Source organism: Streptomyces sp. WAC00040 (genome assembly GCF_056835925.1).
On record NZ_JAKQZE010000002.1, the window covers coordinates 502,276 to 523,556 of the forward strand.

Consider the following 21,281-nt stretch of genomic DNA (forward strand, 5'->3'; position numbering starts at 1 on the left):
GTGCGTGCGTCGCCCGGCCGGGGCACGATGGCCGCATGCTGCTCGCCCGCGTCGCCGAAGTGTCCCGTGAGGTGGCCGCCGCATCGGCCCGTTCGCGCAAGATCGCCGCGCTGGCGGACCTCTTCTCGGAGGCCTGGCCGGAGGATGTCGCCCTGGTCATCTCGTACCTGGCCGGGCGGGTGCCCCAGGGCCGCATCGGCATCGGCTGGAGCGTCCTCAAGGAATCAGTGCCGCCCGCCTCCGTGCCGTCCCTCACCGTCGGCGGGACCGACGCCGCGCTCGCGGCCCTCGCCCGGGTCTCCGGCCCCGGCGCCCGGGCGGAGCGCCGCAGCCGGGTGCACCGGCTGATGTCGGCGGCCACCGCGGAGGAGCAGGAGTTCCTCGTACGGCTCCTCACCGGGGAGGTCCGTCAGGGCGCCCTGGACGCCGTCGCGCTGGAGGCCGTCGCGAAGGCCGCGGGAGCTCCGTCGGCGGACGTGCGCCGTGCGGTCATGCTGGAAGGGTCACTGCCCCGCGTCGCGGCGGCGCTGCTCGCCGGCGGCACGGCGGCACTCGAGCAGTTCCGGCTGAGGGTCGGCAACCCCGTGCAGCCCATGCTCGCCCACAGCGCGAAGTCCGTGACAGAGGCCGTCGAGGCCCTCGGTGCCGCCTGCGTCGTCGAGGAGAAGCTCGACGGCATCCGTGTGCAGGTGCACCGCGAGGGGACCGATGTCCGGATCTTCACCAGGTCCCTCGACGACATCACCCACCGGCTGCCCGAAGTGGCCCAGCAGACCCGGGAAATGGTGGGCGACCGGTTCATCCTCGACGGGGAGGTCATCGCGATGGCCGCCGACGGCAGGCCCGTCCCCTTCCAGGACATCGCCTCCCGCGTGGGCTCGCGCCTCGACGTCGAGGCGGCCCGCACCACCCTGCCGCTGTACCCGGTGTACTTCGACGTGCTCGCCGTCGACGGGGAGCCGGCGCTCGACCTGCCGGGCCGTGAGCGGCACCGGATCCTCGCCCGGCTCGTCCCCGAACCGACGCGGGTACGGCGTACGGTCGTCGAGGACCCGTCCGACCCCGCACAGGTCGCCGCCGCGGAGGAGTTCTTCACCGCGACCCTGGACCGTGGGCACGAGGGCGTCCTCGTCAAGGCACTGGACGCGCCGTACAGCGCCGGCCGCCGCGGCCGCTCCTGGCTCAAGGTCAAGCCGGTCCACACCCTGGACCTGGTGGTCCTGGCCGTCGAACGGGGCCACGGCCGGCGCACCGGACTGCTCTCCAACCTCCACCTCGGCGCCCGCTCGGCCGACGGCGGCTTCGTGATGCTCGGCAAGACCTTCAAGGGCCTCACCGACGAGATGCTGCGCCGGCAGACCGACATGCTCGGCGAACTGGCCGTCGAGGACGACGGTTTCACCGTCCGCGTCCGGCCGGAACTGGTCGTGGAGGTCGCCTACGACGGGCTCCAGCGGTCCACCCGCTACCCGGCGGGCGTGGCCCTGCGGTTCGCGCGGGTGCTCCGCCACCGGCCGGACAAGTCCGCGGCGGAGGCCGACACGATCGAACAGGTCCTGGCCGCCGGCCGCTGATCCGCCTCCCCCGCGCCCTTCCGCCCCCGGCCGCTGATCCGGGCCGGCAGTGCGGACCGGCCGCCGGGCGCCGCCCGGCCCGGCTGATCAGCGCATGCCGAGCACCTTGTCGGCGAAGGCCCACAGGTTGCCCGTGGTCCGGTCGATCTGCTCCTCCAGAGTGAGGTTCTCCTCGTAGCGTCCGTGCCGCAGCTTCGGCTGCCGCTTGCCGCGGATGTACAGCGAGCAGGCCAGATCGGCGCACAGATACGTGCCGACCGTGTTCCCCTCCCGGCCCGCCGCTCCGGCCAGCGGCGCCGCGAACAGGGTCACCCCCGACGAGGCGTGGGCGGTGAGGCACGCCTGGCACATGCTCGACTTCACCGCACTGGTCCGTCCGGTGGACGGGACGCGGAGCGTGATGCCGACCGGTCCCTCCTCCCGCGGCAGCACCAGGTGCGCCTTCAGCGGCGCTCCCGGGTCGACCCAGCCGAGGAAGTCCAGCTGGGGCCAGGGGAGTTCGGCGAAGTCGGCGGGCAGGCGCATACGCGTCGCCTCACCCTTGGTGCAGTTCACGAAGGAGGCACGGATCTGATCGTCGGTCAATGGTTCCACTCGGGGAACGTACACAGCGTGGCCCGTGCGAGCACCCGATTTATCGGGCATCGGATCTATGGTGTTCCCGTCCGCCGCCCCCTGCCGGAAGGATCATGGCCATGCCCACAGAGCCGCTGTCGCAGAAGGAGATCGAGGACCGGCTCCGGGAGCTTCCCGGCTGGTCCCTGGAAGGCGACAGGATCGCCCGCTCCTACCGCCTCGACTCGCACTTCGCGGCGACCGCCCTGGTCGTCCACATCGCCCAGATCCAGGAGGAGCTGAACCACCACTCCGACCTCACCCTCGGCTACAACTCGGTCGCCCTGACCGTCCAGTCGCACGATGTGAACGCCCTGACGGAACGCGACTTCGCCCTGGCCGAGCGCGTCGAGCGGATCGCCCCGGCCCACGGGGCGAACTGAGGCGGGACGCGAAAACAGCACCGTCCCGCCCGTCTGTCCGGCATGCTTCGGATCATGCTGGACTACGACCTGGAGGCCGACGCGTACGACGCCACGCGCGGTGGCGTGCCCAGGGCGGAGGCCGCCGCCGCGGCGGTCCTCGGCCTGGTGCCGGACCGGGCGCGCACGCTGCTCGACATCGGCTGCGGCACCGGCCTGGTGACCGAACGGCTGCGCCGCCCCGGGCTGCGCGTGCTCGGCTGCGACGGTTCGTACGGTATGGCCCGCAAGGCCACGGGCCGCATCGGCGGCTCCGTGGTCCTCGGCGACGTACGGCGGCTGCCGCTGCGCGACGCGGCCGTGGACGCGGTCAGCGCCGTGTGGCTGCTGCACCTCGTCCCCCGGTCCGCGGCGGTCGTGGCGGAGGCCGCCCGGGTGCTCAGGCCCGGCGGGGTGTTCGTCACCACCGTCGACAAGGACGCTGGTCATGACGTGGGCAGCGACATCGACACCGTCCTGCGCCCCCATCGCTCCTTCGCCGCCGCCTCCGACCGCGCCGAGAGGATCGAGGCGTACGCCTCGGCGCACGGCCTGCGGCCCGCGGGTGGAGCGCTCTTCGCCGGACACGGCCAGGGCCGCACACCCCGCGGCGCCGCCTCCGCCGTGTCGGCGGGACGCTTCCGCTCCTGGTTGACCGACACGGACGGCGCGACGGCCCGTGCGCTCGCCGCGGAACTGGCCCTGCTGCCCGGCCAGGACTCCCGCCGCCCCGATCCGTCGTACACGCTCCGGGCGTTCCGTAAGGAAGGCTGACGCGGCGGGAGGCCCCGCAGGCAGTCACTCGTCGGCAGGTGTCGCGGCCCTGTCGGCATACGCGTCCGTCTACGCTGGTGGACATGGACGCTCTCGCCGGACTTCTGGACGGGCCGCGGGCCAGGGGGGCTTTTCTGCTGCGCATGGTGATGGAGCCGCCGTGGTCCGTGCACATCGACGACGAGGCCCCGCTCTGCCTCATGTGCGTCACCCAGGGGGAGTCATGGATCGCCCCGGCCTCCGGCGAACCGGTGCTGCTGCGGCCCGGCGACGTGGCGATCGCCCGCGGACCTGAGCCGTACACGGTCTCCCACGCGCTCGGCGCGGAGCCGCAGGCCAGGATCGGACCCGGCGGCTCCTGCCACACCCTCCAGGGGGAACCGCTCGCCCAGGCCATGCGGCTCGGCGTGCGGACCTGGGGCAACGCGCCCGACGGCTCGATGTCCATGCTGATCGGCACCTATCAGATGAAGGGCGAGGTCAGCGGCCGGCTGCTGGACGCGCTGCCGCCGCTGCTGCATCTGTCGGCAGAGGTGTGGAACCACCCGCTGATGACCGTGCTCGACGAGGAGATCGCCCGCGACGACCCCGGCCAGAGCGTGGTGCTCGACCGCGTCCTGGACCTGCTGCTGATCGCCGTGCTGCGGACCTGGTTCTCCCGCCCTGACGCGGAGGCCCCCGCCTGGTACCGGGCCATGGGCGACCCCGTGGTCGGGCAGGCGCTGCGGCTGATCCAGAACGGTCCGGCCCGCCCGTGGACCGTCGCGACGCTGGCCGCCGAGTGCGGGGTCTCCCGGGCGGCGCTCGCCCGGCGCTTCAACGACCTCGTCGGCGAGCCGCCGATGGCCTACCTCACCGGCTGGCGGCTCGCGCTCGCCGCCGATCTGCTGCGCGAGAGCGACGCGACGGTGGAGACGGTGGCCAGGAAGGTCGGCTACAGCGGCTCGTTCGCGCTGAGTGCCGCCTTCAAGCGGGTACGGGGCATCAGCCCGCAGGAGCACCGAACGGGTGGCGCTTTGCCGGAACGGCAACAAAGCTCGCCGTAATCGCAGGTCCCGGTCCACTCTGTGCCCATGAGCCATCACCACGACTCCACACACATCGACTGGGACGAGCACGCGCAGCTGCTGGAGCAGGGTGCGGAGCTGCAGAGCCCCATGTACCGGCAGACGGCCGACTGGCTGCGCGAGCTGATGCCGGCCGGCGGCGTCCGGCGCGTACTCGACATCGGCAGCGGTCCCGGAGTGATCACCGGGCTGCTGGCGGAGGCGTTCCCGTACGCAGAGGTCGTCGCCGTGGACGCCACAGCGCCTCTGCTGGAACGGGCAAAGGCGCGCGCCGCCCGCAACGGCCAGGCCGACCGCGTCCGTACGCATCTCGCCGAACTGCCCGACGGCATCGAGGACCTGGGTGAGGCGGACCTCGTCTGGGCGGCAGGATCCGTGCACCATCTGGGCGACCAGCGCGCCGCGCTCGGGGCGCTGGCCCGCCTGGTGCGGCCGGGCGGTCTGGTCGCCGTCCTCGAGGGCGGGCTGCCGGCCCGCCATCTGCCGCGCGACTTCGGGATCGGCAGGCCGGGCCTGGAGAGCCGGGTCGGTGCCGCCGTCGACGACTGGTTCGCGCGGATGCGGTCGGAGCTGCCCGGCGCGAAGGACGAGGTCGAGGACTGGCGGGCGCTGCTCGCCGCGTCGGGGATGACGCCGAGCGGTACGCGTTCCTTCCTCCTCGACATCCCGGCGCCCGTGCCGGCGGCGGTGCGGGCGCAGCTGGTGTCAGCCTTCGCGTGGCAGCGCCGGCTGGTCGAGGGGCTGCTGCCGGACGAGGACATCGCGGTGCTGGACCGGCTGCTCGACCCCGAGGACCCGGCAGGGCTGCTGCGGCGGTCCGACGCCTACTTGCTGGCCGCGCGCACCGTGTTCACGGCCCGTAAGGACTGAACGGACACCAGAACCGAAGGGACGCGGGGGCCGCGGCCCGAACCCGGCTCCGGCCCGTCAGGAGTGCACCGGCTCCAACCGCCACCACTGGCCGGGGGAGTCGGTGTCCTCCCACTGCTGGACGTTCGCCCCGTCCTCCCTCGAGCCGTCGGCCACCTCCAGCAGCAGTCCGCTGATGAAGCTGACGATGGTCACCGTGCCCGGCGAGTCGAGATGCTGCTCGACGATCCACTCCTGGGCGCCGAAGTTGTTCGCCTTCCACTGCTGGACGTTGGCGCCGTTCTCCGTGGAGGCGTTCGCCACGTCGAGGCGTTTGCCACCGGCCACATTGACGAAGTGGTACAGCCCGTTGCCGTTGGGCACGGGATCGATCCGCCACTGCTGGGCGGGCGAACCGTTCTCCTTGCCCTGCTGGACGTTGACGCCGCTGCCGCCGCGTCCCCCGAACACCTCCAGCAGCAGCCCGCTGCCGACGTTGCGCACCAGGTAGACCCCTGGCTCGAGTGGCCCGTTCACGCTCCCCGCCTCCCTACGGCGCCTCCGGGTGGGAGGCGGGGATCATCGTCGCACCCGCCACCGACAGTGGCCGGCCGCGGCGGTGCCCCGTCGTTCGACAGCGAACGGCGGGCCGGTTGCCCGGCCCGTCGTCCAGCGTTCTCGACGGCTCGTCGTGCCTGCGGCGCAGGCCGCTCAGGAGTTGACGTCCGCCGGCTCCGGACCGAGCCGCCGGCCCTCGTCCAGGGCGGTGAGCGCCGCCAGGTCGTCGGCGTCGAGCTCGAAGTCGAACACGTCGATGTTCTCCTGGATCCGGGACGGGGTCACGGACTTGGGGATGACCACGTTGCCGACCTGGAGGTGCCAGCGCAGCACCACCTGGGCGGGTGTGCGGTCGTGCTTGCGGGCGACCGCGACGACCGTGGGCGCCTGGAGGAGGTCCTTGCCCTGTCCGAGCGGCGACCAGGCCTCGGTGGCGATGCCGTGCTTCGCGTGGAAGTCCCTGAGAGCGGACTGCTGGAGCTGCGGGTGCAGCTCGACCTGGTTCACCGCGGGGACGACGGACGTCTCGCCGATGAGGCGCTCGAGGTCCTCGACACGGAAGTTGGAGACGCCGATGGCCTTGGCGCGCCCGTCCGCGAGGATCTTCTCGAACGCCTTGTACGTGTCCACGTACGTGTCCTTGGCCGGCATCGGCCAGTGGATGAGGTACAGGTCGACGTAGTCGAGCCCCAGCTTCCCGAGCGAGGCGTCGAAGGCGCGCAGGGTCGAGTCGTACCCCTGCTCGGAGTTCCACAGCTTGGTGGTGACGAACAGCTCCTCGCGGGCGATCCCGGAGCCGGCGACGGCCTTGCCGGTGCCCGCTTCGTTCCCGTAGATGGCGGCGGTGTCGATGCTGCGGTAGCCCGCCTCCAGGGCGGTGGTGACCGTCTGCACCGCTTCGTCGTCGGGCACCTGCCAGACACCGAAGCCGAGTTGCGGCATCGCGACGCCGTTGTTGAGGGTGATGAAGGGGACCTTGCTCACGAGCGGTCGATCCTTACGTCGGCGGTTGGGTTCTCCCTATCGTCAACGATCACCCCGGTGGACGCATTCCCGCCCTGGAAGTTGGCGCGATACCGCCCCCTTTCCCAGGTCCAGACCATTGACCGCGACCCGTCAACGCGGGACTCTGCTTCAGATCGCTGAACGGTGCACACCCACATGAATCCTGGCGCGGTGTGCGTCGTTCAGCGGAACTCCCGCCCCCCACATCGCAGGGGTTGTCGCGCTCCGGCTGTGGACACGACACCGGCCGCCCGGCTGCCTCCACCGCAAGGAAGGACCAAACATGAACGCATCCCGCAGGGCGGTGCTCGGCGCGGCACTCGGCGGCGCGGTCGCGGCCGGACTGCCCGCGACCCCCGCGAGCGCCGCCTCCTGGCAGTTGCGCTGGTCACCCTCCGCGAGCCGCGACGGGCTCCGCGCCTTCGAGACGATCGAGGACGACCGGGCCGGCTCGCACCCGTCCGGCGCGCCCCACATCCGCACCGAGGGCGGCAACTTCCGCTTCACCATGCACATGGCCGACCGTGACACGCACACCGACCGGCAGCGCAACGAGGTCACCGGCTGCCGCAACGGCGATTCGTACCTCCGCTGGACATCCGGACAGACCTGGCGGATCACCTACTCGATGTTCCTGCCCAGTTCGCTCAAGGCGACCACCACCTTCACCCACATCATGCAGATGAAGCAGCCCGGCACCGGCACGTCCCCGATCCTCGTCCAGTCGCTGCGGCGCGTCGGCGGCGTGCAGCGAATCGAGCTCAAGGTGTTCACCGGTGACGTCCTCGTCGGCGGTACCGACCTCGGACCGCTCCACGACAAGTGGACCGACGTCGATCTGCGGATGAAGATCGGAAACGGCACGTCCGGGACCGTGCGCTGGATCCTCAAGAGCGGCGGCGCCACGGTGATCGACGCGTTCGAATCGGGCGTCGACACCTTCCTCGCCGACCGCGTTCGCCCCAAGTGGGGCATCTACCGCTCGCTCGGCGACACTTCGGGCTCGCTCCAGAACTGCCACATGCTGCTGGCCCGCATGCGGGCCTACCAGCTCGTCTGAGTCGCGTTCAGCCGTAGAGAGCGTCGACCTCGGCGGAGTAGGCGTTCTCGATCGCCTTCCGCTTCAGCTTCAGCGACGGCGTCAGCAGCCCGTGCTCCTCGCTGAAGGGATGCGCCAGGATCCGGAACGTACGGATCGACTCGGACTTGGAGACCAGGGTGTTCGCGGCGACCACCGCGCGGCGGATCTCCATCTCCAGGTCCGGGTCGCGCACCATCTCCGCGGGCGCCAGCAGCGGCCTGCCCTGGATGGCCAGCCAGTGCTCGACCGACTCCGGGTCGAGGGTGACGAGCGCCGCGATGTAGGGCCGGTCGTTGCCGACGACGATGCACTGCGCCACCAGGGGATGCGCCCGCACCCGCTCCTCCAGCCCGGTGGGCGAGACGCTCTTGCCGCCGGAGGTCACCAGGATCTCCTTCTTCCGCCCGGTGATGGTCAGATAGCCGTCCTCGTCGAGCGCGCCCAGGTCGCCGGTGGCGAGCCAGCCGTCGTGCAGCACGGCGTCGGTGGCCTTCGGGTCGCCCAGGTACCCCTGGAAGATGTTCGCCCCGTGCAGCCAGACCTCGCCGTCCTCCGCGATGTGGACGGTCGTGCCGGGGACGGGCAGGCCGACGGTGCCGTAACGGGTGCGCTCGGGCGGGTTCGCGGTGGCCGCGGCCGTCGACTCGGTGAGTCCGTAGCCCTCGAAGATGGTGACGCCGGCGCCCTCGAAGAACAGGCCGAGCCGCCGGTCCATGCCGGACCCGCCGGACATCGCGTGGCGCACCCGCCCGCCCATCGCGTCGCGGACCTTCCCGTACACCAGCTTCTCGAAGAGCTGATGCTGCATCCGCAGACCCGCGGAGGGGCCAGGGCCGAGACCGAAGGCACGGTGCTCCAGAGCCTCCGCGTACCTCACGGCCACCTCGACGGCCTTGTCGAAGGCGCCCGCCCTGCCTTCGCTCTCGGCCTTGCGGCGGGCGGCGTTGAAGACCTTCTCGAAGATGTACGGGACGGCCAGGATGAACGACGGCCGGAAAGCGGCCAGATCGGGCAGCAGCGCGCTCGCCTGGAGCACCGGCTGGTGACCCAGTTTGACCCGCCCTCGGATCGCGGCCACCTCGACCATCCGGCCGAAGACGTGCGACAGCGGCAGGAACAGCAGGGTGGAGGCCTCGTCGCCCGGCTTGGAGTGGAAGACCGGCTCCCACCGGCCGATCATCGTGTCCGCCTCGAACATGAAGTTGGAGTGGGTGATCACGCAGCCTTTGGGGCGGCCCGTGGTGCCGGACGTGTAGATGATCGTGGCCACCGAGTCCGGCGTCACCGCCCGCCGGTGCCGGTGCACCACGTCGTCGTCGATGTGCGCGCCCGCCGCGACCAGCTGCTCCACCGCCCCCGCGTCCAGCTGCCACAGCCGTTTCAGCAACGGCAGCCGGTCGATCACCGAGCCGATCGTCATGGCGTGGTCCTCGTACTCGACCATGCACGCGGAGACCTCGGAGTCGTGCAGCATCCAGAAGACCTGCTCGGCCGACGAGGTCGGGTACAGCGGCACGGACTGGGCCCCGACGGTCCACAGCGCGAAGTCGAACAGCGTCCACTCGTAGCGCGTACGGCACATCAGGGCGACCCGGTCGCCGAACCGGACGCCGTGCGCGAGCAGCCCTTTGGACAGTGCCAGCACCTCGTCACGGAACTGCGCCGACGTCACGTCCTGCCAGCGGCCCTCACTGTCCTTGCGGCCGAGCGCGACGTGGTCGGGGTCGTCGAGGGCATGGTCGAAGACCGCGTCCGCAAGTCCGCCGACCTGAGGCGCCGCGGCCAGGGGTGGGACAGTGAACTCGCGCAATGGCTGCTCCTTGTGGCGCTCCGCACAGCGCCGTGACCGTACCCCACGATTTCGTCGGGCGGGAGGGTCCTCGTGAACTGTGGACGAAAGACGTAGACACAGGTCAGGGGTGGTGAGCGGGGAGCGGAGGGGTGCCCGGGAGCCATTTACTGACTGGTCGGTAAGGAGTCCGGCCCTCAATCTCCACCGAATCTGTACCGCGCGATCACCGGCGCTCTACGGGTGACGGTCCCGGTGCGTACCGGATGGAATGCTTCCGTCGACTTTGCTGCACCGCGTTCCGTGTCCCGTCGCCGGGGCCGCCGCCGTTGCCGCGAAGCACCGCCGGGCTGCCACCGTTTCCGGGAGAGCCGTCCTCAGCGGGGCGCGGGGCCGTGCAGCCGGTCGCCCGCTGCCAGCAGCGATGCCGCCAGCGCCTGCGCGGCCTCCTTGGCCGCGTCCCTGCGGCGGCCCTGGAGGAGCACGAAGTCGACGGTGCCCAGCTCGGGCAGCCCCGCCCGGTCCGGCACCGTCACCAGGCCGGGCGGGATCAGCCCCCGCGTGTGGGCCATCACGCCCAGACCGGCGCGGGCGGCGGCCACCAGTCCGCTGAGGCTGCCGCTCGTACAGGCGATGCGCCAGGACCGTCCCGTCTGCTCCAGCACCTCCAGGGCGCGGGCCCGGGTCACGGCCGGCGGCGGGAAGAGGATCAGCGGCAGCGGGCGCTCCGGATCCACCCGCAGTCCCTCGGCCGAGATCCACACCATGCGGTCGCGCCAGACCAGCTCGCCGTGCGTCGCGCCGGGGCCGCGCTTGGCGAGCACCAGGTCCAGCCGGCCCGCCTCCAGCCGCTTGTGCAGGGTGCCCGACAGCTCCACGGTGAGCTCGAGGTCCACCTCGGGATGATCGCGACGGAACGCCTCGAGGATCTCCGGCAGCCGGGTCAGGACGAAGTCCTCCGACGCGCCGAACCGCAGCCGCCCGCGCAGCCGCGTGCCCGTGAACCAGGCGGCGGCCCGCTCCTGTGCCTGAAGGATGGTGCGGGCGAAGCCGAGCATGGCCTCGCCGTCCTCCGTCAGCTCCACGCTGTGGGTGTCACGGCTGAACAGCGGCCGGCCGGTGGCGTCCTCGAGCCGGCGCACATGCTGGCTGACCGTCGACTGGCGCAGCCCGAGCCGGCGGGCGGCCTGCGTGAAGTTGAGCGTCTGGGCGACGGCGAGGAACGTACGCAGCTGGGTCGGGTCGTACACGCCGTCCATCGTAGGTCGGGTCATCGGGGAACGTGATGACAGTGAGTGCGGCGTACGGGATTCCCGATCGGCCGCCGGGAGAGGAGCATGGAGAGGGCACGTCCTGAACCGAGAGCAAGTGGAGCACATGAGCCGCCGCCGCACCCCGCGCCTGCCGTCCTGGCTGCCGATCGATCCCTACATCCTGGCGCTGCTCGGGACCGTGGCCCTCGCGGCACTCCTGCCGGCCTCCGGCCGCGCGGCCGACGTCGCGGGCGGGGCGTCGACGGGTGCGGTGGCCCTCCTGTTCTTCCTCTACGGCGCGCGGCTCTCCACGCGCGAGGCGCTCGACGGACTGCGGCACTGGCGGCTGCACGTCACCGTGCTCGCGGCCACGTTCGTGGCCTTCCCTTTGCTGGGACTGGCCGCCCGCGGGCTCGAACCGACCGTGCTCACGTCCGAGCTCTACAGCGGGCTGCTCTTCCTGTGCCTGGTCCCCTCGACCATCCAGTCGTCGATCGCCTTCACCTCGATGGCGCGGGGCAACGTGCCGGCAGCGATCTGCGCGGGCTCCTTCTCCAGCCTCGCCGGCATCGTCCTCACGCCGCTGCTGGCGGCCCTGCTGCTGGGTGGCGGGGCAGGCGGCTTCTCCGCAAACTCGCTGCTGCGGATCGTGCTCCAACTCCTTGTGCCGTTCCTCGCGGGCCAGTTGCTGCGCCGCTGGGTGAGCGGCTTCCTGGTCCGCCACAAGAAGGTGCTCGGGTACGTCGACCGGGGCTCGATCCTGCTTGTCGTCTACACGGCCTTCAGCGAAGGCATGACCGCCGGCGTCTGGCACCAGGTCACCCCGGTGCGGCTCGGTGCGCTGCTCGCCGTCGAGGCGGTGCTGCTGGCGGCGATGCTGACGCTCACCTGGTTCGGCGCGAAGCGTCTCGGCTTCGGGCGCGAGGACCGGATCGCGATCCAGTTCGCGGGCTCCAAGAAGAGCCTCGCGGCGGGACTGCCCATGGCGACCGTGCTGTTCGGGGCGCAGGCGAGTCTCGCGGTGCTGCCGCTGATGCTCTTCCACCAGATGCAGTTGATGGTCTGCGCGATGATCGCGAAGCGCCGCGCCCAGGACCCGGACCACACGGCGCCTGCCCCGCGCCGTGCCCCTGCCGCGCTGTGAACCCGCTGAACGCGTCGGACCGGCTGCTCCGACGCGGAGGCGCTGCCCCGCCATCGGGCGTGCCGCCGTCGCTCCCAGAGGTGCATGTGTATTCGCCGGCGAGGGAGCACACCGCGGTGCAGGTCCCGCGTTGAATATCTGGCCTGAATGGCTCGGCGACCGGCGACCGGCGACCACGAACGGGCCCGCGACGGCACGCGTGCCGGGTGTTGGGGCAGTGGTGCTCCCGGCGCGGCGGCGAGTGGCGCAGGGGGCGCCGGCCGGGAGGCCAAGGGCGATGAACGCGAGTCCCCGCTGGACCTGTAGTCCTCCGAACCGGAGCTGGAGGAGGCCGGGCCCGGCGCTGATCGGCGACAAGAACTACTTCGGCTGTGACGTCGAGCGGCAGCCGGCCGAGCCGGGCCTCCGGCTGCTGCGGCCGACCCGCACGGACGCGCCGGAGCGGCCAGAGCTGAGCCGTTCGAGCCGCTGCGGCAGGTCGTCGAGACGCTCAGCGCACATACCGATCAGAGCCGGACGATGAGCAGGACGATGTCGTCGCGGGCGCCGCCGGCCACGCCGAGGTGGGCCAGCAGGGCATCCGCGAGGCGTTCCGGGCTGAGGGCGCGGTACCGGCCGAGGGCGTCGGTGAGGCGGGCGAGCCCCGCATCGAGGTCTTCGCCGCGGCGTTCGATCAGGCCGTCGGTGTAGAGCACGAGGGTGTCGCCGGTGGTGTAGGGATGGCCGGCCTGGGGGCGGGGAACGTGCTGCGGTCGGGCACCCAGCGGTGGGTCGGTCGCACGGTCCAGCAGTTCACAGTCACCGTCTGCGTGCAGAAGGACGGGGGGTGGGTGGCCTGCGTTGCTGTAGATGATGAGCTGACTTCGGGTGTCCACGAGTGCTTTGACGGCGGTGGTGTTCAGCGCACCGTCCACCGACCGGGCATACAGGCCCAGGACCTCCAGCGCCTGAGCAGGCCGCTCCAGTGCACGGATGGCGGCGCTCAGAGCGCTGCGCAGCATGCCCATCACGGCTGCGGCCTCCAGCCCGTGGCCCACGACGTCGCCGACCGCGACCGCGAAGCGGCCGTCCGACAGGTCGGCCAGGTCGTACCAGTCGCCGCCCACGTTCAGCGAGCCGGTCGCGGGAAGGTAGCGAACCGCGACGTCCTGGTGCCGGGCCAGGTCCGGTACCTGGAGCATGGCTTCCTGCAACGCGACGGCCACCTCGCGCTCCCAAGTGTGGGCCCGCCGCAGTTCTTCGTTCAGCCGCTGCAGCTCGCGAGCCCGCGCGTAGAGTTCGGCCTCCAGCGTCTGCCACTCGGCAAGCGGCCTGTCGCCGGCGGTATGGGCCTTGACGAATTCAGTCACGTCCTCGGCCCGGTGGATGATCCACGCGACGTTCCCGTCCGGTCCGAGGACCGGCGTGTTGACGGGGGACCACCATCGCTCCTCGAACGCACCCGGCCGGCCCATGACGGGGATGTCGTACCGCTGCAACGCGATGGTGTCCGGCTGCCCTGTCGCCAGGACCCGGCGCAGCGAGGCGCTCAGGTTGTGCACTCCGTCGGCCTCGGGGTTGCCGGGATTGTCAGGGAAGGCATGGAAGACGTACTGCCCGATCAAGGACTCCCGGCTGCGGCCGGTCGCCTCCAGGTAGGCACGGTTGACCTCCACGATCACCAGGTCCGGGCCCAGCACCAGACACGGGCTCGGCGTGGCGGCGAACAGCGCCGCATAGTCCATCCCCGCCATCGCCACCGCCTCCCGCACGCGGTCCACAGCCGGACTCGTCCTTTCACGCTACGACCCGCCCAACGCGCACGCCCGCCACGGCAGCGCCGCCCCGCTGGAGGGAAACCACGGTGCAGGTACCCCTGCACCGTGGATCGGCAGGTCGTCTTAACCATTACGTAGCGGACCCGCCCACAGCCTCGTACGGGCCGACGAGTCGGCCGGCACGCCATTGCGGAGCCCCAGGCGCTTCGGGCGCGCGGGTGCATGGCCGCAGTGGCAGCCTGGAGGTACAGCCCGCCGGGGGCGACGCCCCGCGGCACTCCCTGGAGGGAGGACCGGTGCCGGCTCAACCTCTTGATGACAAGACGGTGGCCTCCCTGGTCGGCGACGCCATCGCCGCCCCTTCGCTGCACAATACGCAGCCCTGGCGGTTCCTCTACTTCAAGGAGAGCCGCACCGTCCATGTACGCTCCGATCCCGAGCGGACCGTCCCGCATGTCGATCCTCAGGGCCGCGCCCTGCGCATCAGCTGCGGTGCCGCGCTGCTGAACCTGCGGGTTGCCGCAGCCCGTGCGGGCTGGGACCCCGTGACGATGCTGCTGCCCGCGCCCGAGGACCCCGGCCTGGTGGCAACGGTGCAGATGCTCTATCCGACGCGTCCCGACGAAGGACTCGCCCGGCTGTATCCCGCGATCCACAGCAGGCACACCAGTCGGTTCCCGTTCGACGAGAGGGACATACCCCCAGCCGTGCGGACCGCTCTGGAAGAGGCCGCGGCGGCGGAAGGGGCCCGTCTGCAGTTCCCCAGTGCGGCGCACCTCGAAACGGTGCTGGAACTCGTCCATGAAGGGGAGGAGCTGCAGCTGTGGGATCCGGGTGTGCAGGAGGACCTGGCGCGCTGGACCCGCACCGATGCGCAGGCCGAGGCCGCAGGGGAGGGCATACCGGAATACGCGTTCGGCCCACGCGAACGAGGCGGCAGGGCTGCGATGCGTGACTTCGCGGGCAGGCGCGACGTGCCCGGCCGGGGCACCGCCGATTTCGAGGCCTCGCCGCATCTGGCTCTGCTGACCACGACTCAGGACCGGCCCGAGGACTGGCTGCGTGCCGGGCAGGCGCTGGAGCGCGTCCTGCTGCTGGCCACTCTCGAGGGCCTGGCCAGCTCGTTCGCCACACAACCGGTGGAGCGGCCCGATCTTCGGTGGGTCCTGCGCGATCCGGTGCACGCGCGCGGAGCGGTGCAGATGGTCATACGCCTCGGCTACGGCCCACCTGGCCATGCAACGCCTCGCCGCCCTGTGTGGGAGGTACTCAACATCGGCGTGTAACCGGACCCCGGCGCGCAGCACCGCATCCGCTCAGCATCCTCGGCGGCACAGCTGTCGACCTGCTCCTGGCCAGCCGCTTCTCTCCCGCCGATGCACAGCGCCGCTTCGTCCGGCCGCTCGACGGCCTGCCCTATGCCGCCGGGAGGTGCGTGGTGCGACCCTGCCGGGCGGCGGTGTGCAGCGCCGCGACGACGGCCGTGGTCGTCGGGTTCGCGGTCTCGGTGTGACGCGTCGCGGCGAACAGGAGGCGCAGGATCGGGCGATCCTCGATGGGCGCCGTGCGAATTCCGGGGGCGGCCGGGTCGATGGCCGTTCGAGGGACGAGCGCGGTGGCCAGGCCGGCCCGTGCGAGGGCGAGCTGGGCTGCGATGTCGGCGGTGATGTAGCGCGTCGTGGGTGTGAAGCCGGCCTGGTGGCAGGCGTGCAGGATCGCCTGACCGCAGTCCGTGGTCGGCGGCGGCACGGCGAGGCTGTGCGTGACCAGTTCCCGCAGGGCGACGGGCCGCTCGTCGGCTTGGTCGGCCGCGGTGACGACGAGCAGCGGATCGTCGAGCAGCGGCGAGACCTCGATGCCTCGGGGCGCGGTATCGGGAAGGTGGTGATACCGCTGACCCAGCACCACATCGACGGTCCCGAGCGCGAGTTCCCGCAGTTGCGCCTGGTCGGTGACCAGACAGGTCACGGTGAGCTGCGGGTGGTGTGAGCCCAGTGCGGTCAGCGCGGGGGCCACGATCCTGGCGACGGTTGACGGCAACGCGGCGAGCGTGGCGGTGGCGCCGACCGTGCCCTTGACCGCCGCGAGGGCGCTCTCGGCTTCCTCCATGGCATCGAGGATCCGGTCGGCGTGTTCGAGGAGCACCCGCCCCGCCTCCGTCAGTGTCACGGTTCGCCCGTCGGGGCGCAGCAGATCGACTCCCACGTCGCGCCGCAGCGCGGACAGTTGCTGGGACACGGCACCGGCGGACAGCGCCAGTGACTGGGCGGCCGCTGCGATGGAACCGCGGGCGGCGACGGTCTTGAGCATGTGCAGACGGCGGATATCCAGCATGACTCGATAGATTACCTAAAGGGTTTCATCAGAAATCATCCCCTTGACCTGATGGGTCATGGTGAGCGACCTTCAGCGCATGGAAATCTTCGACTGCATCGCCGCAGTTGCCCGGCCCATCCACGATTTCGGTGACGAGTTCATGTCCGACAAGGCGACCGCCGCCGTCGGTCTGAGTGCCGGGTTTCCCCCCGGGCGAGGCTTCTACTGCCGCGGACGGTTCGGGGTGCTCGGCGAGGCACCGGCCTCGGTGGTGCAAGCGGCACAGGGCTTCCTCGGCCCCGGCCTGGTCACCGCGGGCTGGCTGGCGGGACGGGCCGTGATGCCGGCGGAGGAAGCCGCTGTCTGCTATGCACAGGCCGTCCGGACGTGGGGGCGCGCCAACATTGCCGCTGACGTGGACGCGGAGCACTTCAACCGCTTGGCACAGCAGCTGATTGACGCCGCCGATGCCGACGCACTGCCTCTGTTCGCCGGCTGGCGCGCGCAGACCTGCCCCGGCAACGACGCGGTCGGTGCGGCCATGCAGCGCATACACGTACTCCGGGAACACCGCGGCGCGTGCCATCTGGCGGCGGTGCGCCTGTGCGGGCTGAGCGCCCGAGCGGCGATGGTCATCAACCTCGGCGTCGAACAGGCAACCCACTACGGCTGGCCAGAGCCACATCCCGTTGCCGCAACCCTGATCCCCCGATGGCAGCGTGCCGAGCAGCTCACCGACGAGCTGCAGGCGCCGCTCTACGCCACACTGACCGACCGGCAGCGTACCGAATTCGCCCAGCTCGTCCACGCGTTGACCGCCTCCCTGACCCCGTGATCGGACATCGAGAACACCAACAGGGGCACGAAGCCCACGCGGGCGCCACCACCGGCGCTGAAGGCCAACCCAGGTCAAGGCCAGGCGCGGCGCGTGTCTTGCCAGGTGGAATGGTGTGCGCCGGCGTCGCGGGGCGCGGCACGATCGCGGCCATGCTGATCGCTCATGAGGGTTGTTCGCCGACGGTCCACCCAACGGCCTATGTTGCTCCGACCGCCACGCTGTGCGGGGACGTGCACGTGGGCGCCGGGTGCCGGGTGCTGTTCGGTGCGGTGCTCACCGCCGAGGGCGGGCCAGTGGAGCTTGGCGAGGGCAGCATCGTGATGGAGAACGCGGTCCTGCGCGGTACCCGACGGGATCCGCTGATTCTGGGACGGCAGGTTCTGGTCGGCCCCACCTCCTACCTGACCGGCTGCCGGGTCGACGACGAGGTCTTCCTGGCCACCGGCAGCCGCGTCTTCAACGGAGCACGGATCGGGACCCGCTCCGAGGTGCGGATCAACGGCATCGTGCATCTGCGCACCGTGCTGCCCGCCGACTCGATGGTGCCGATCGGCTGGGTCGCCGTCGGCGACCCGGTGCGCATCCTTCCGCCGGAGGACCACGACGGGATCTGGGCGGTGCAGAAGAACCTGGACTTCCCCGGCCACGTCTTCGGGCTGGACCGCCCAGCCGACGGCGAGAGCCTGATGCCGGCCATATCGGAACGCTTCGGCCGCGGCCTCGGCCGCCACAGCAACGACCAACAGATCTGAGCCCCGCACGGCTCTCTTCCATGAGTGCTCGCCCCGCCGACCCCGCGTGACCTGCCCGATGCCGGCCGCCGCACACCGATCGCCACCAGCCGCCCCGGCACCCGGCCGCGCATGACGGACCGGCTCACCTCGCACGCCGAAGGCCTGGGCGAAGGCCTCGGCGCAGGCGAGTAGGGGTGCCTGTCACCGATCCTGCTGGCTTGTTCGGCCGTGGCTCGGCTTGCCTGGTGGAGCCGGGGGGTGGATGGCAGGACCGAGCGCCTCCGGTCGCAGTCCGGTCATCAGGGGCAGCGCGTGGGCGATTTGGGGCGGCGGGCGGTGTCGAGGCGCTGGCGGGCCGGGTCCGCGAGCTGTGCGCCGGTGCCTTGGCAGGGCTTTCGTGGGTGGGGGCCGGAGGCCGCGTGCCCACTCCTTCCCGTCCGAACCGTAGAAGGCGATCCCCACCGGCTCCGGGTCGAAGGCATCGCCCCGGTCCCGGTCGATCGCGGCCTCGTCCCCCGGGCCCATCGTGTCCGTGACTGCCAGGCGCGGAACGGGCCCCCGGCCCCGGTCCGGGTCGTACGGCTGGGAAGATCACCTTGTGACGACGTTCGCCATACGCCCCTTCGGCGCCCGCCCCTGCACCCTGGTCGTCTGCCGTGGCTGTTGCTGCGGTGACGCACTCAAGAACCCCGGTACCGATCACGCCGGGCAGCTCGCCGGACTGCGGGACGCCGCCGCCGCGTCCGGGGGGCGGCTCGCGGTGCGGACCAGTGACTGTCTAGGACCGTGCGGTCAGGCCAACGTGATCGTCGTGCAGCCGTCGACAGAGGGGCGCCGCCGCGGGGGGCGTGCCGCGTGGATCGGCTGGGCGCTCGACGACGACGCCACCGACGACGTGCTGGCGTGGGCGGCGGCAGGCGGGCCGGGGATCGCCGAACCGCCGCCGACGCTCACGCTCCAGATGATCCCGCCGCCGTCGGGCGCCGCGCGCAAGCGGTAGCGCGGCTTGCCGCCCGACCCGGTCCGGTTCCGGCGTCCCGCTGTGGGGCAGGACGGTGTCCACGCGGGCGTTGATCACGAGCGGCACTCCGGCATCGTCCGCTGCGGAGCGGACGTGACCAGGACCGGCACGGCACTTGGACGCCGGCCAAGCTGACGCCAGGCCGAGGTGGTGTTCCATCGCGACCACCGATCGATGCCGAAGCGCTCAACTGCGTCGGTACGGCTCTCCCGCGAGAACCGGCTCTCGCGGCGCTCCGACGGCGCCACCTGCGTCGATGGTGCGCGGGCCGCCCATCCGACACCACCTGTTCCGTCGAGGCCGGAGATGCGTACGCATGTCCGATATGCGCAATCTCTTGACGTAATGAGTTCAAATCGGCACGCTCCGTAATCGGACAATCGCGGAGTCGGGCACATCGGCGTGCCCGGCTCGCTGCTTGGATTTCTAGGGGGAATCAATGCACGCGTTATCAACGCGTATGCGTATGCCCATGCCCATGCGGGCTCTCTTGGCCGGATTCGCGGTCCTGGCCCTCGCCCTGAGCGGCCTGGTCGCCTTGGCGCCCAGCGCCTCGGCCGCACCCGTGCCCGACGCCTCGGCCAGCCCCACGGCCGTCGCCCGGTACGGCACCTCGACCGTGACACTGAGACTCGACGGCGAGTCCAGTACTCAATCGACACCGACCGACCTGGTCCTCGTACTCGACGAGTCCGGGAGCATCGACGCCACCGAGTGGGGTCAGCTGAAGGACTTCGCCAAGAGCGTGGTCAACGGCGTGGCGGCCCACGGCCTGTTCACCAACGGCGGCAGGGTCGGTGTCGTCGGATTCGCCGACGGCGTGACACCCCCGGTCAGCGCGCTCAGCGGGGACAAGGACGCCGTCCTGAACGCCATCGATACCAACCCCAAGCAGAACACCGGCACCTGCATCGCCTGCGGCCTGGCCGAGGCCAACGCTGTCATGGGGGCGGACGACCCCGCCCGCAATCAGCTCGTGATCGTCATCACCGACGGCGAGGCGACCAGTGGCGACACCGCCGCCGAGGCCGCGGCACTGCAGGCCAAGGCCACCGTCTTCGCCGTGGGCGTCGGCGGAGGGGTCCAGCAGGCAACTCTGGAGGTCATCGCCAGCGGCCCCGGCTCCGACAACACTTTCTCCGCCGGTGACTTCGCCAACCTCGACACCCTCCTGAAGGCCATCGTCGAGGCGGTCGTGGTGCCCGGTGCCACCCACCCGTCCATCGCCGTCACGCTCGACGCGCCCTGGGAGCTCGTGGCCGGCACCGTGACCGCGAACCTCGCCGGATCGGTCGTGAACAACGTCACCGCCGACGGTTTCACCTGGTCCCGGGCCGATCTCGGGGACGAGGACCTGGAGATCACCTACCAGGTGAAGCACCGCGGTGCCCCCTGCGGGCCGCTGGACGTGAACAAGTCCGTCGTCTACCACGACGACCAGAACGCCTCCGTCACCTTCCCGAAGGTCGTCGTCACCGTCAACTGCCTGCCGCCCGTCGCCGACGCCGGGCCCGACAAGACCGTCGACGAGGGGTCGTCGGTCACGCTCGATGGTTCCGCCAGTCACGACCCGGACGGCACTGTCGTCTCGTACGCCTGGAGCGGTGCCGATGCCGGCGTCGGATCCCTGGCGAACGCCGATGCGGCCGTGGCCACGTACAACGGTCTCGACGACGGCGGCGACGCCGTGACGCTCACCGTGACGGACGACAATGGCCTCACGGACGACGACTCCACCACCGTGACGGTCAAGAACGTCGCCCCGGACCTCACCCTGACCAACTGCCCCGTCGATCCCCACGCCGTCGGCACGGACATCTCCTTCGCCGGCACGTTCACCGACCCGGGCACCCTCGATACCCACACGATGTCGGTCGCCTGGGGCGACGGCACCACCACCGATGTGCCCGGCGTGAACTCCCCGGTGGGCGGCACGCACCAGTACGCGGCCGCGGGTATCTATGACATCGCCGTCACGGTCACGGACGACGACGGCGGCTCGGACACCCAGCACTGCGGCTTCGTCGTCGTCTACGATCCCAACGGCGGCTTCGTGACCGGCGGCGGGTGGATCAACTCCCCGGCCGGCGCCTACCCGGCCGACCCAGGGGCCACCGGGCGCGCGGACTTCGGCTTCGTGTCGAAGTACAAGAAGGGCGCGACCGTACCCACCGGCAGCACGGAGTTCCAGTTCAAGGCCGGAAGCCTCAACTTCCACTCCGCCGACCACCAGTGGCTGGTCGTCGCCGGTGACAAGGCCATCTTCAAGGGCACGGGCACGGTCAACGGCGCCGCAGGGTACTCGTTCATGCTCACCGCAACCGATGGCACGCCGGACACGCTCCGAATGAGGGTGTGGAAGACGGTGGACGACACCCTCGTCTACGACAACCAGATCGGCTCGGCGCCCGACGCCGACCCGACAACCGCCATCGAGGGCGGGTCGATCGAGATCCACAAGGGCTGACGCCCCAAGCTCGGCCGGCGGTTCCCACCCAACGCCGG

20 protein-coding genes are annotated in these 21,281 nt (G+C 71.2%); 13 read left to right on the forward strand and 7 right to left on the reverse strand.

The features are described from left to right. The first annotated feature begins 35 nt into the window (after window positions 1-35). Window positions 36-1,574, forward strand: coding sequence for an ATP-dependent DNA ligase (locus MDN94_RS21585; RefSeq protein ID WP_482727525.1), 1,539 nt, complete (start codon window positions 36-38; stop codon window positions 1,572-1,574). Between the two features lie 87 nt (window positions 1,575-1,661). Here the strand turns inward: MDN94_RS21585 and MDN94_RS21590 are convergent, their stop codons facing one another. Beyond that, the gene (locus MDN94_RS21590) at window positions 1,662-2,168 is read right to left on the reverse strand and encodes an FBP domain-containing protein (RefSeq protein ID WP_482727526.1); all 507 of its coding nucleotides are present in this window, start codon (window positions 2,166-2,168) and stop codon (window positions 1,662-1,664) included. Window positions 2,169-2,269: 101 nt separating this feature from the next. On the opposite strand from MDN94_RS21590, the gene MDN94_RS21595 reads away from it, so the two are divergent. The 4 genes from MDN94_RS21595 (at window position 2,270) to MDN94_RS21610 (ending at window position 5,301) form a co-directional block, all read left to right on the forward strand. Further along, the gene (locus tag MDN94_RS21595) at window positions 2,270-2,572 is read left to right on the forward strand and encodes a 4a-hydroxytetrahydrobiopterin dehydratase (RefSeq protein ID WP_482727527.1); all 303 of its coding nucleotides are present in this window, start codon (window positions 2,270-2,272) and stop codon (window positions 2,570-2,572) included. 54 nt (window positions 2,573-2,626) lie between these two features. Further along, entirely contained in the window at window positions 2,627-3,364 is a 738-nt protein-coding gene (locus MDN94_RS21600) for a class I SAM-dependent methyltransferase (protein WP_482727528.1), read from the forward strand. Window positions 3,365-3,447: 83 nt separating this feature from the next. Beyond that, window positions 3,448-4,410, forward strand: coding sequence for an AraC family transcriptional regulator (locus MDN94_RS21605; RefSeq protein ID WP_482727529.1), 963 nt, complete (start codon window positions 3,448-3,450; stop codon window positions 4,408-4,410). Window positions 4,411-4,437: 27 nt separating this feature from the next. Further along, window positions 4,438-5,301 carry a class I SAM-dependent methyltransferase gene (locus MDN94_RS21610; RefSeq protein ID WP_482727530.1) on the forward strand — a complete coding sequence of 288 codons (864 nt, stop codon included), beginning with the start codon at window positions 4,438-4,440 and terminating at the stop codon, window positions 5,299-5,301. A gap of 57 nt (window positions 5,302-5,358) precedes the next feature. On the opposite strand, the gene MDN94_RS21615 is transcribed toward MDN94_RS21610, so the two are convergent. Further along, window positions 5,359-5,817: an RICIN domain-containing protein gene (locus tag MDN94_RS21615; RefSeq protein ID WP_482727531.1), complete on the reverse strand. Its 459-nt coding sequence runs from the start codon at window positions 5,815-5,817 to the stop codon at window positions 5,359-5,361. Between the two features lie 174 nt (window positions 5,818-5,991). Then, window positions 5,992-6,822: an aldo/keto reductase gene (locus tag MDN94_RS21620; protein ID WP_482727532.1), complete on the reverse strand. Its 831-nt coding sequence runs from the start codon at window positions 6,820-6,822 to the stop codon at window positions 5,992-5,994. 304 nt (window positions 6,823-7,126) lie between these two features. Here MDN94_RS21620 and MDN94_RS21625 point away from each other — a divergent pair, with 304 nt between their 5' ends. Continuing rightward, the gene (locus tag MDN94_RS21625) at window positions 7,127-7,903 is read left to right on the forward strand and encodes a Tat pathway signal sequence domain protein (protein WP_482727533.1); all 777 of its coding nucleotides are present in this window, start codon (window positions 7,127-7,129) and stop codon (window positions 7,901-7,903) included. 7 nt (window positions 7,904-7,910) lie between these two features. On the opposite strand, the gene MDN94_RS21630 is transcribed toward MDN94_RS21625, so the two are convergent. Together MDN94_RS21630 and MDN94_RS21635 are read right to left on the reverse strand one after the other, a co-directional pair. Then, window positions 7,911-9,734 (reverse strand): AMP-dependent synthetase/ligase, encoded by a 1,824-nt coding sequence (locus MDN94_RS21630; RefSeq protein WP_482727534.1) that lies wholly within the window; start codon window positions 9,732-9,734, stop codon window positions 7,911-7,913. Between the two features lie 356 nt (window positions 9,735-10,090). Next, window positions 10,091-10,972 carry a LysR family transcriptional regulator gene (locus tag MDN94_RS21635; RefSeq protein WP_482728200.1) on the reverse strand — a complete coding sequence of 294 codons (882 nt, stop codon included), beginning with the start codon at window positions 10,970-10,972 and terminating at the stop codon, window positions 10,091-10,093. Window positions 10,973-11,090: 118 nt separating this feature from the next. Here MDN94_RS21635 and MDN94_RS21640 point away from each other — a divergent pair, with 118 nt between their 5' ends. After that, complete coding sequence (locus MDN94_RS21640; protein ID WP_482727535.1) at window positions 11,091-12,110, forward strand: bile acid:sodium symporter family protein; 1,020 nt, start codon at window positions 11,091-11,093, stop codon at window positions 12,108-12,110. A gap of 506 nt (window positions 12,111-12,616) precedes the next feature. On the opposite strand, the gene MDN94_RS21645 is transcribed toward MDN94_RS21640, so the two are convergent. Continuing rightward, a complete protein-coding gene (locus tag MDN94_RS21645) occupies window positions 12,617-13,843 on the reverse strand; it encodes a PP2C family protein-serine/threonine phosphatase (RefSeq protein WP_482728201.1) in 1,227 nt (408 codons plus the stop codon). A gap of 320 nt (window positions 13,844-14,163) precedes the next feature. Here MDN94_RS21645 and MDN94_RS21650 point away from each other — a divergent pair, with 320 nt between their 5' ends. After that, window positions 14,164-15,153, forward strand: a complete 990-nt coding sequence (locus MDN94_RS21650) for an Acg family FMN-binding oxidoreductase (protein WP_482727536.1) — start codon at window positions 14,164-14,166, stop codon at window positions 15,151-15,153. A gap of 130 nt (window positions 15,154-15,283) precedes the next feature. On the opposite strand, the gene MDN94_RS21655 is transcribed toward MDN94_RS21650, so the two are convergent. Further along, window positions 15,284-16,201, reverse strand: coding sequence for a LysR substrate-binding domain-containing protein (locus MDN94_RS21655; RefSeq protein WP_482727537.1), 918 nt, complete (start codon window positions 16,199-16,201; stop codon window positions 15,284-15,286). 79 nt (window positions 16,202-16,280) lie between these two features. On the opposite strand from MDN94_RS21655, the gene MDN94_RS21660 reads away from it, so the two are divergent. The 5 genes from MDN94_RS21660 to MDN94_RS21680 all read left to right on the forward strand — a co-directional run bounded on the left by MDN94_RS21660 (window position 16,281) and on the right by MDN94_RS21680 (window position 21,243). Further along, a complete protein-coding gene (locus MDN94_RS21660; protein ID WP_482727538.1) occupies window positions 16,281-17,018 on the forward strand; it encodes a helix-turn-helix domain-containing protein in 738 nt (245 codons plus the stop codon). Between the two features lie 152 nt (window positions 17,019-17,170). Next, window positions 17,171-17,773: a gamma carbonic anhydrase family protein gene (locus MDN94_RS21665; protein WP_482727539.1), complete on the forward strand. Its 603-nt coding sequence runs from the start codon at window positions 17,171-17,173 to the stop codon at window positions 17,771-17,773. 24 nt (window positions 17,774-17,797) lie between these two features. Continuing rightward, a complete protein-coding gene (locus MDN94_RS21670; protein ID WP_482727540.1) occupies window positions 17,798-17,947 on the forward strand; it encodes a hypothetical protein in 150 nt (49 codons plus the stop codon). Window positions 17,948-18,353: 406 nt separating this feature from the next. After that, window positions 18,354-18,755 carry a thioredoxin domain-containing protein gene (locus MDN94_RS21675; protein WP_482727541.1) on the forward strand — a complete coding sequence of 134 codons (402 nt, stop codon included), beginning with the start codon at window positions 18,354-18,356 and terminating at the stop codon, window positions 18,753-18,755. 499 nt (window positions 18,756-19,254) lie between these two features. Next, a complete protein-coding gene (locus tag MDN94_RS21680) occupies window positions 19,255-21,243 on the forward strand; it encodes a VWA domain-containing protein (protein ID WP_482727542.1) in 1,989 nt (662 codons plus the stop codon). Window positions 21,244-21,281 lie beyond the last annotated feature (38 nt).

Bases quoted from the DNA above. Each gene is read 5' to 3' on its own strand.
- MDN94_RS21585 (WP_482727525.1), top strand. From the start codon at position 36: ATGCTGCTCGCCCGCGTCGCCGAAGTGTCCCGTGAGGTGGCCGCCGCA.
- MDN94_RS21595 (WP_482727527.1), top strand. From the start codon at position 2,270: ATGCCCACAGAGCCGCTGTCGCAGAAGGAGATCGAGGACCGGCTCCGG.
- MDN94_RS21600 (WP_482727528.1), top strand. From the start codon at position 2,627: ATGCTGGACTACGACCTGGAGGCCGACGCGTACGACGCCACGCGCGGT.
- MDN94_RS21605 (WP_482727529.1), top strand. From the start codon at position 3,448: ATGGACGCTCTCGCCGGACTTCTGGACGGGCCGCGGGCCAGGGGGGCT.
- MDN94_RS21610 (WP_482727530.1), top strand. From the start codon at position 4,438: ATGAGCCATCACCACGACTCCACACACATCGACTGGGACGAGCACGCG.
- MDN94_RS21625 (WP_482727533.1), top strand. From the start codon at position 7,127: ATGAACGCATCCCGCAGGGCGGTGCTCGGCGCGGCACTCGGCGGCGCG.
- MDN94_RS21635 (WP_482728200.1), bottom strand. From the start codon at position 10,972: ATGGACGGCGTGTACGACCCGACCCAGCTGCGTACGTTCCTCGCCGTC.
- MDN94_RS21640 (WP_482727535.1), top strand. From the start codon at position 11,091: ATGAGCCGCCGCCGCACCCCGCGCCTGCCGTCCTGGCTGCCGATCGAT.
- MDN94_RS21645 (WP_482728201.1), bottom strand. From the start codon at position 13,843: ATGGCGGGGATGGACTATGCGGCGCTGTTCGCCGCCACGCCGAGCCCG.
- MDN94_RS21655 (WP_482727537.1), bottom strand. From the start codon at position 16,201: ATGCTGGATATCCGCCGTCTGCACATGCTCAAGACCGTCGCCGCCCGC.
- MDN94_RS21660 (WP_482727538.1), top strand. From the start codon at position 16,281: ATGGAAATCTTCGACTGCATCGCCGCAGTTGCCCGGCCCATCCACGAT.
- MDN94_RS21665 (WP_482727539.1), top strand. From the start codon at position 17,171: ATGCTGATCGCTCATGAGGGTTGTTCGCCGACGGTCCACCCAACGGCC.
- MDN94_RS21680 (WP_482727542.1), top strand. From the start codon at position 19,255: ATGCGGGCTCTCTTGGCCGGATTCGCGGTCCTGGCCCTCGCCCTGAGC.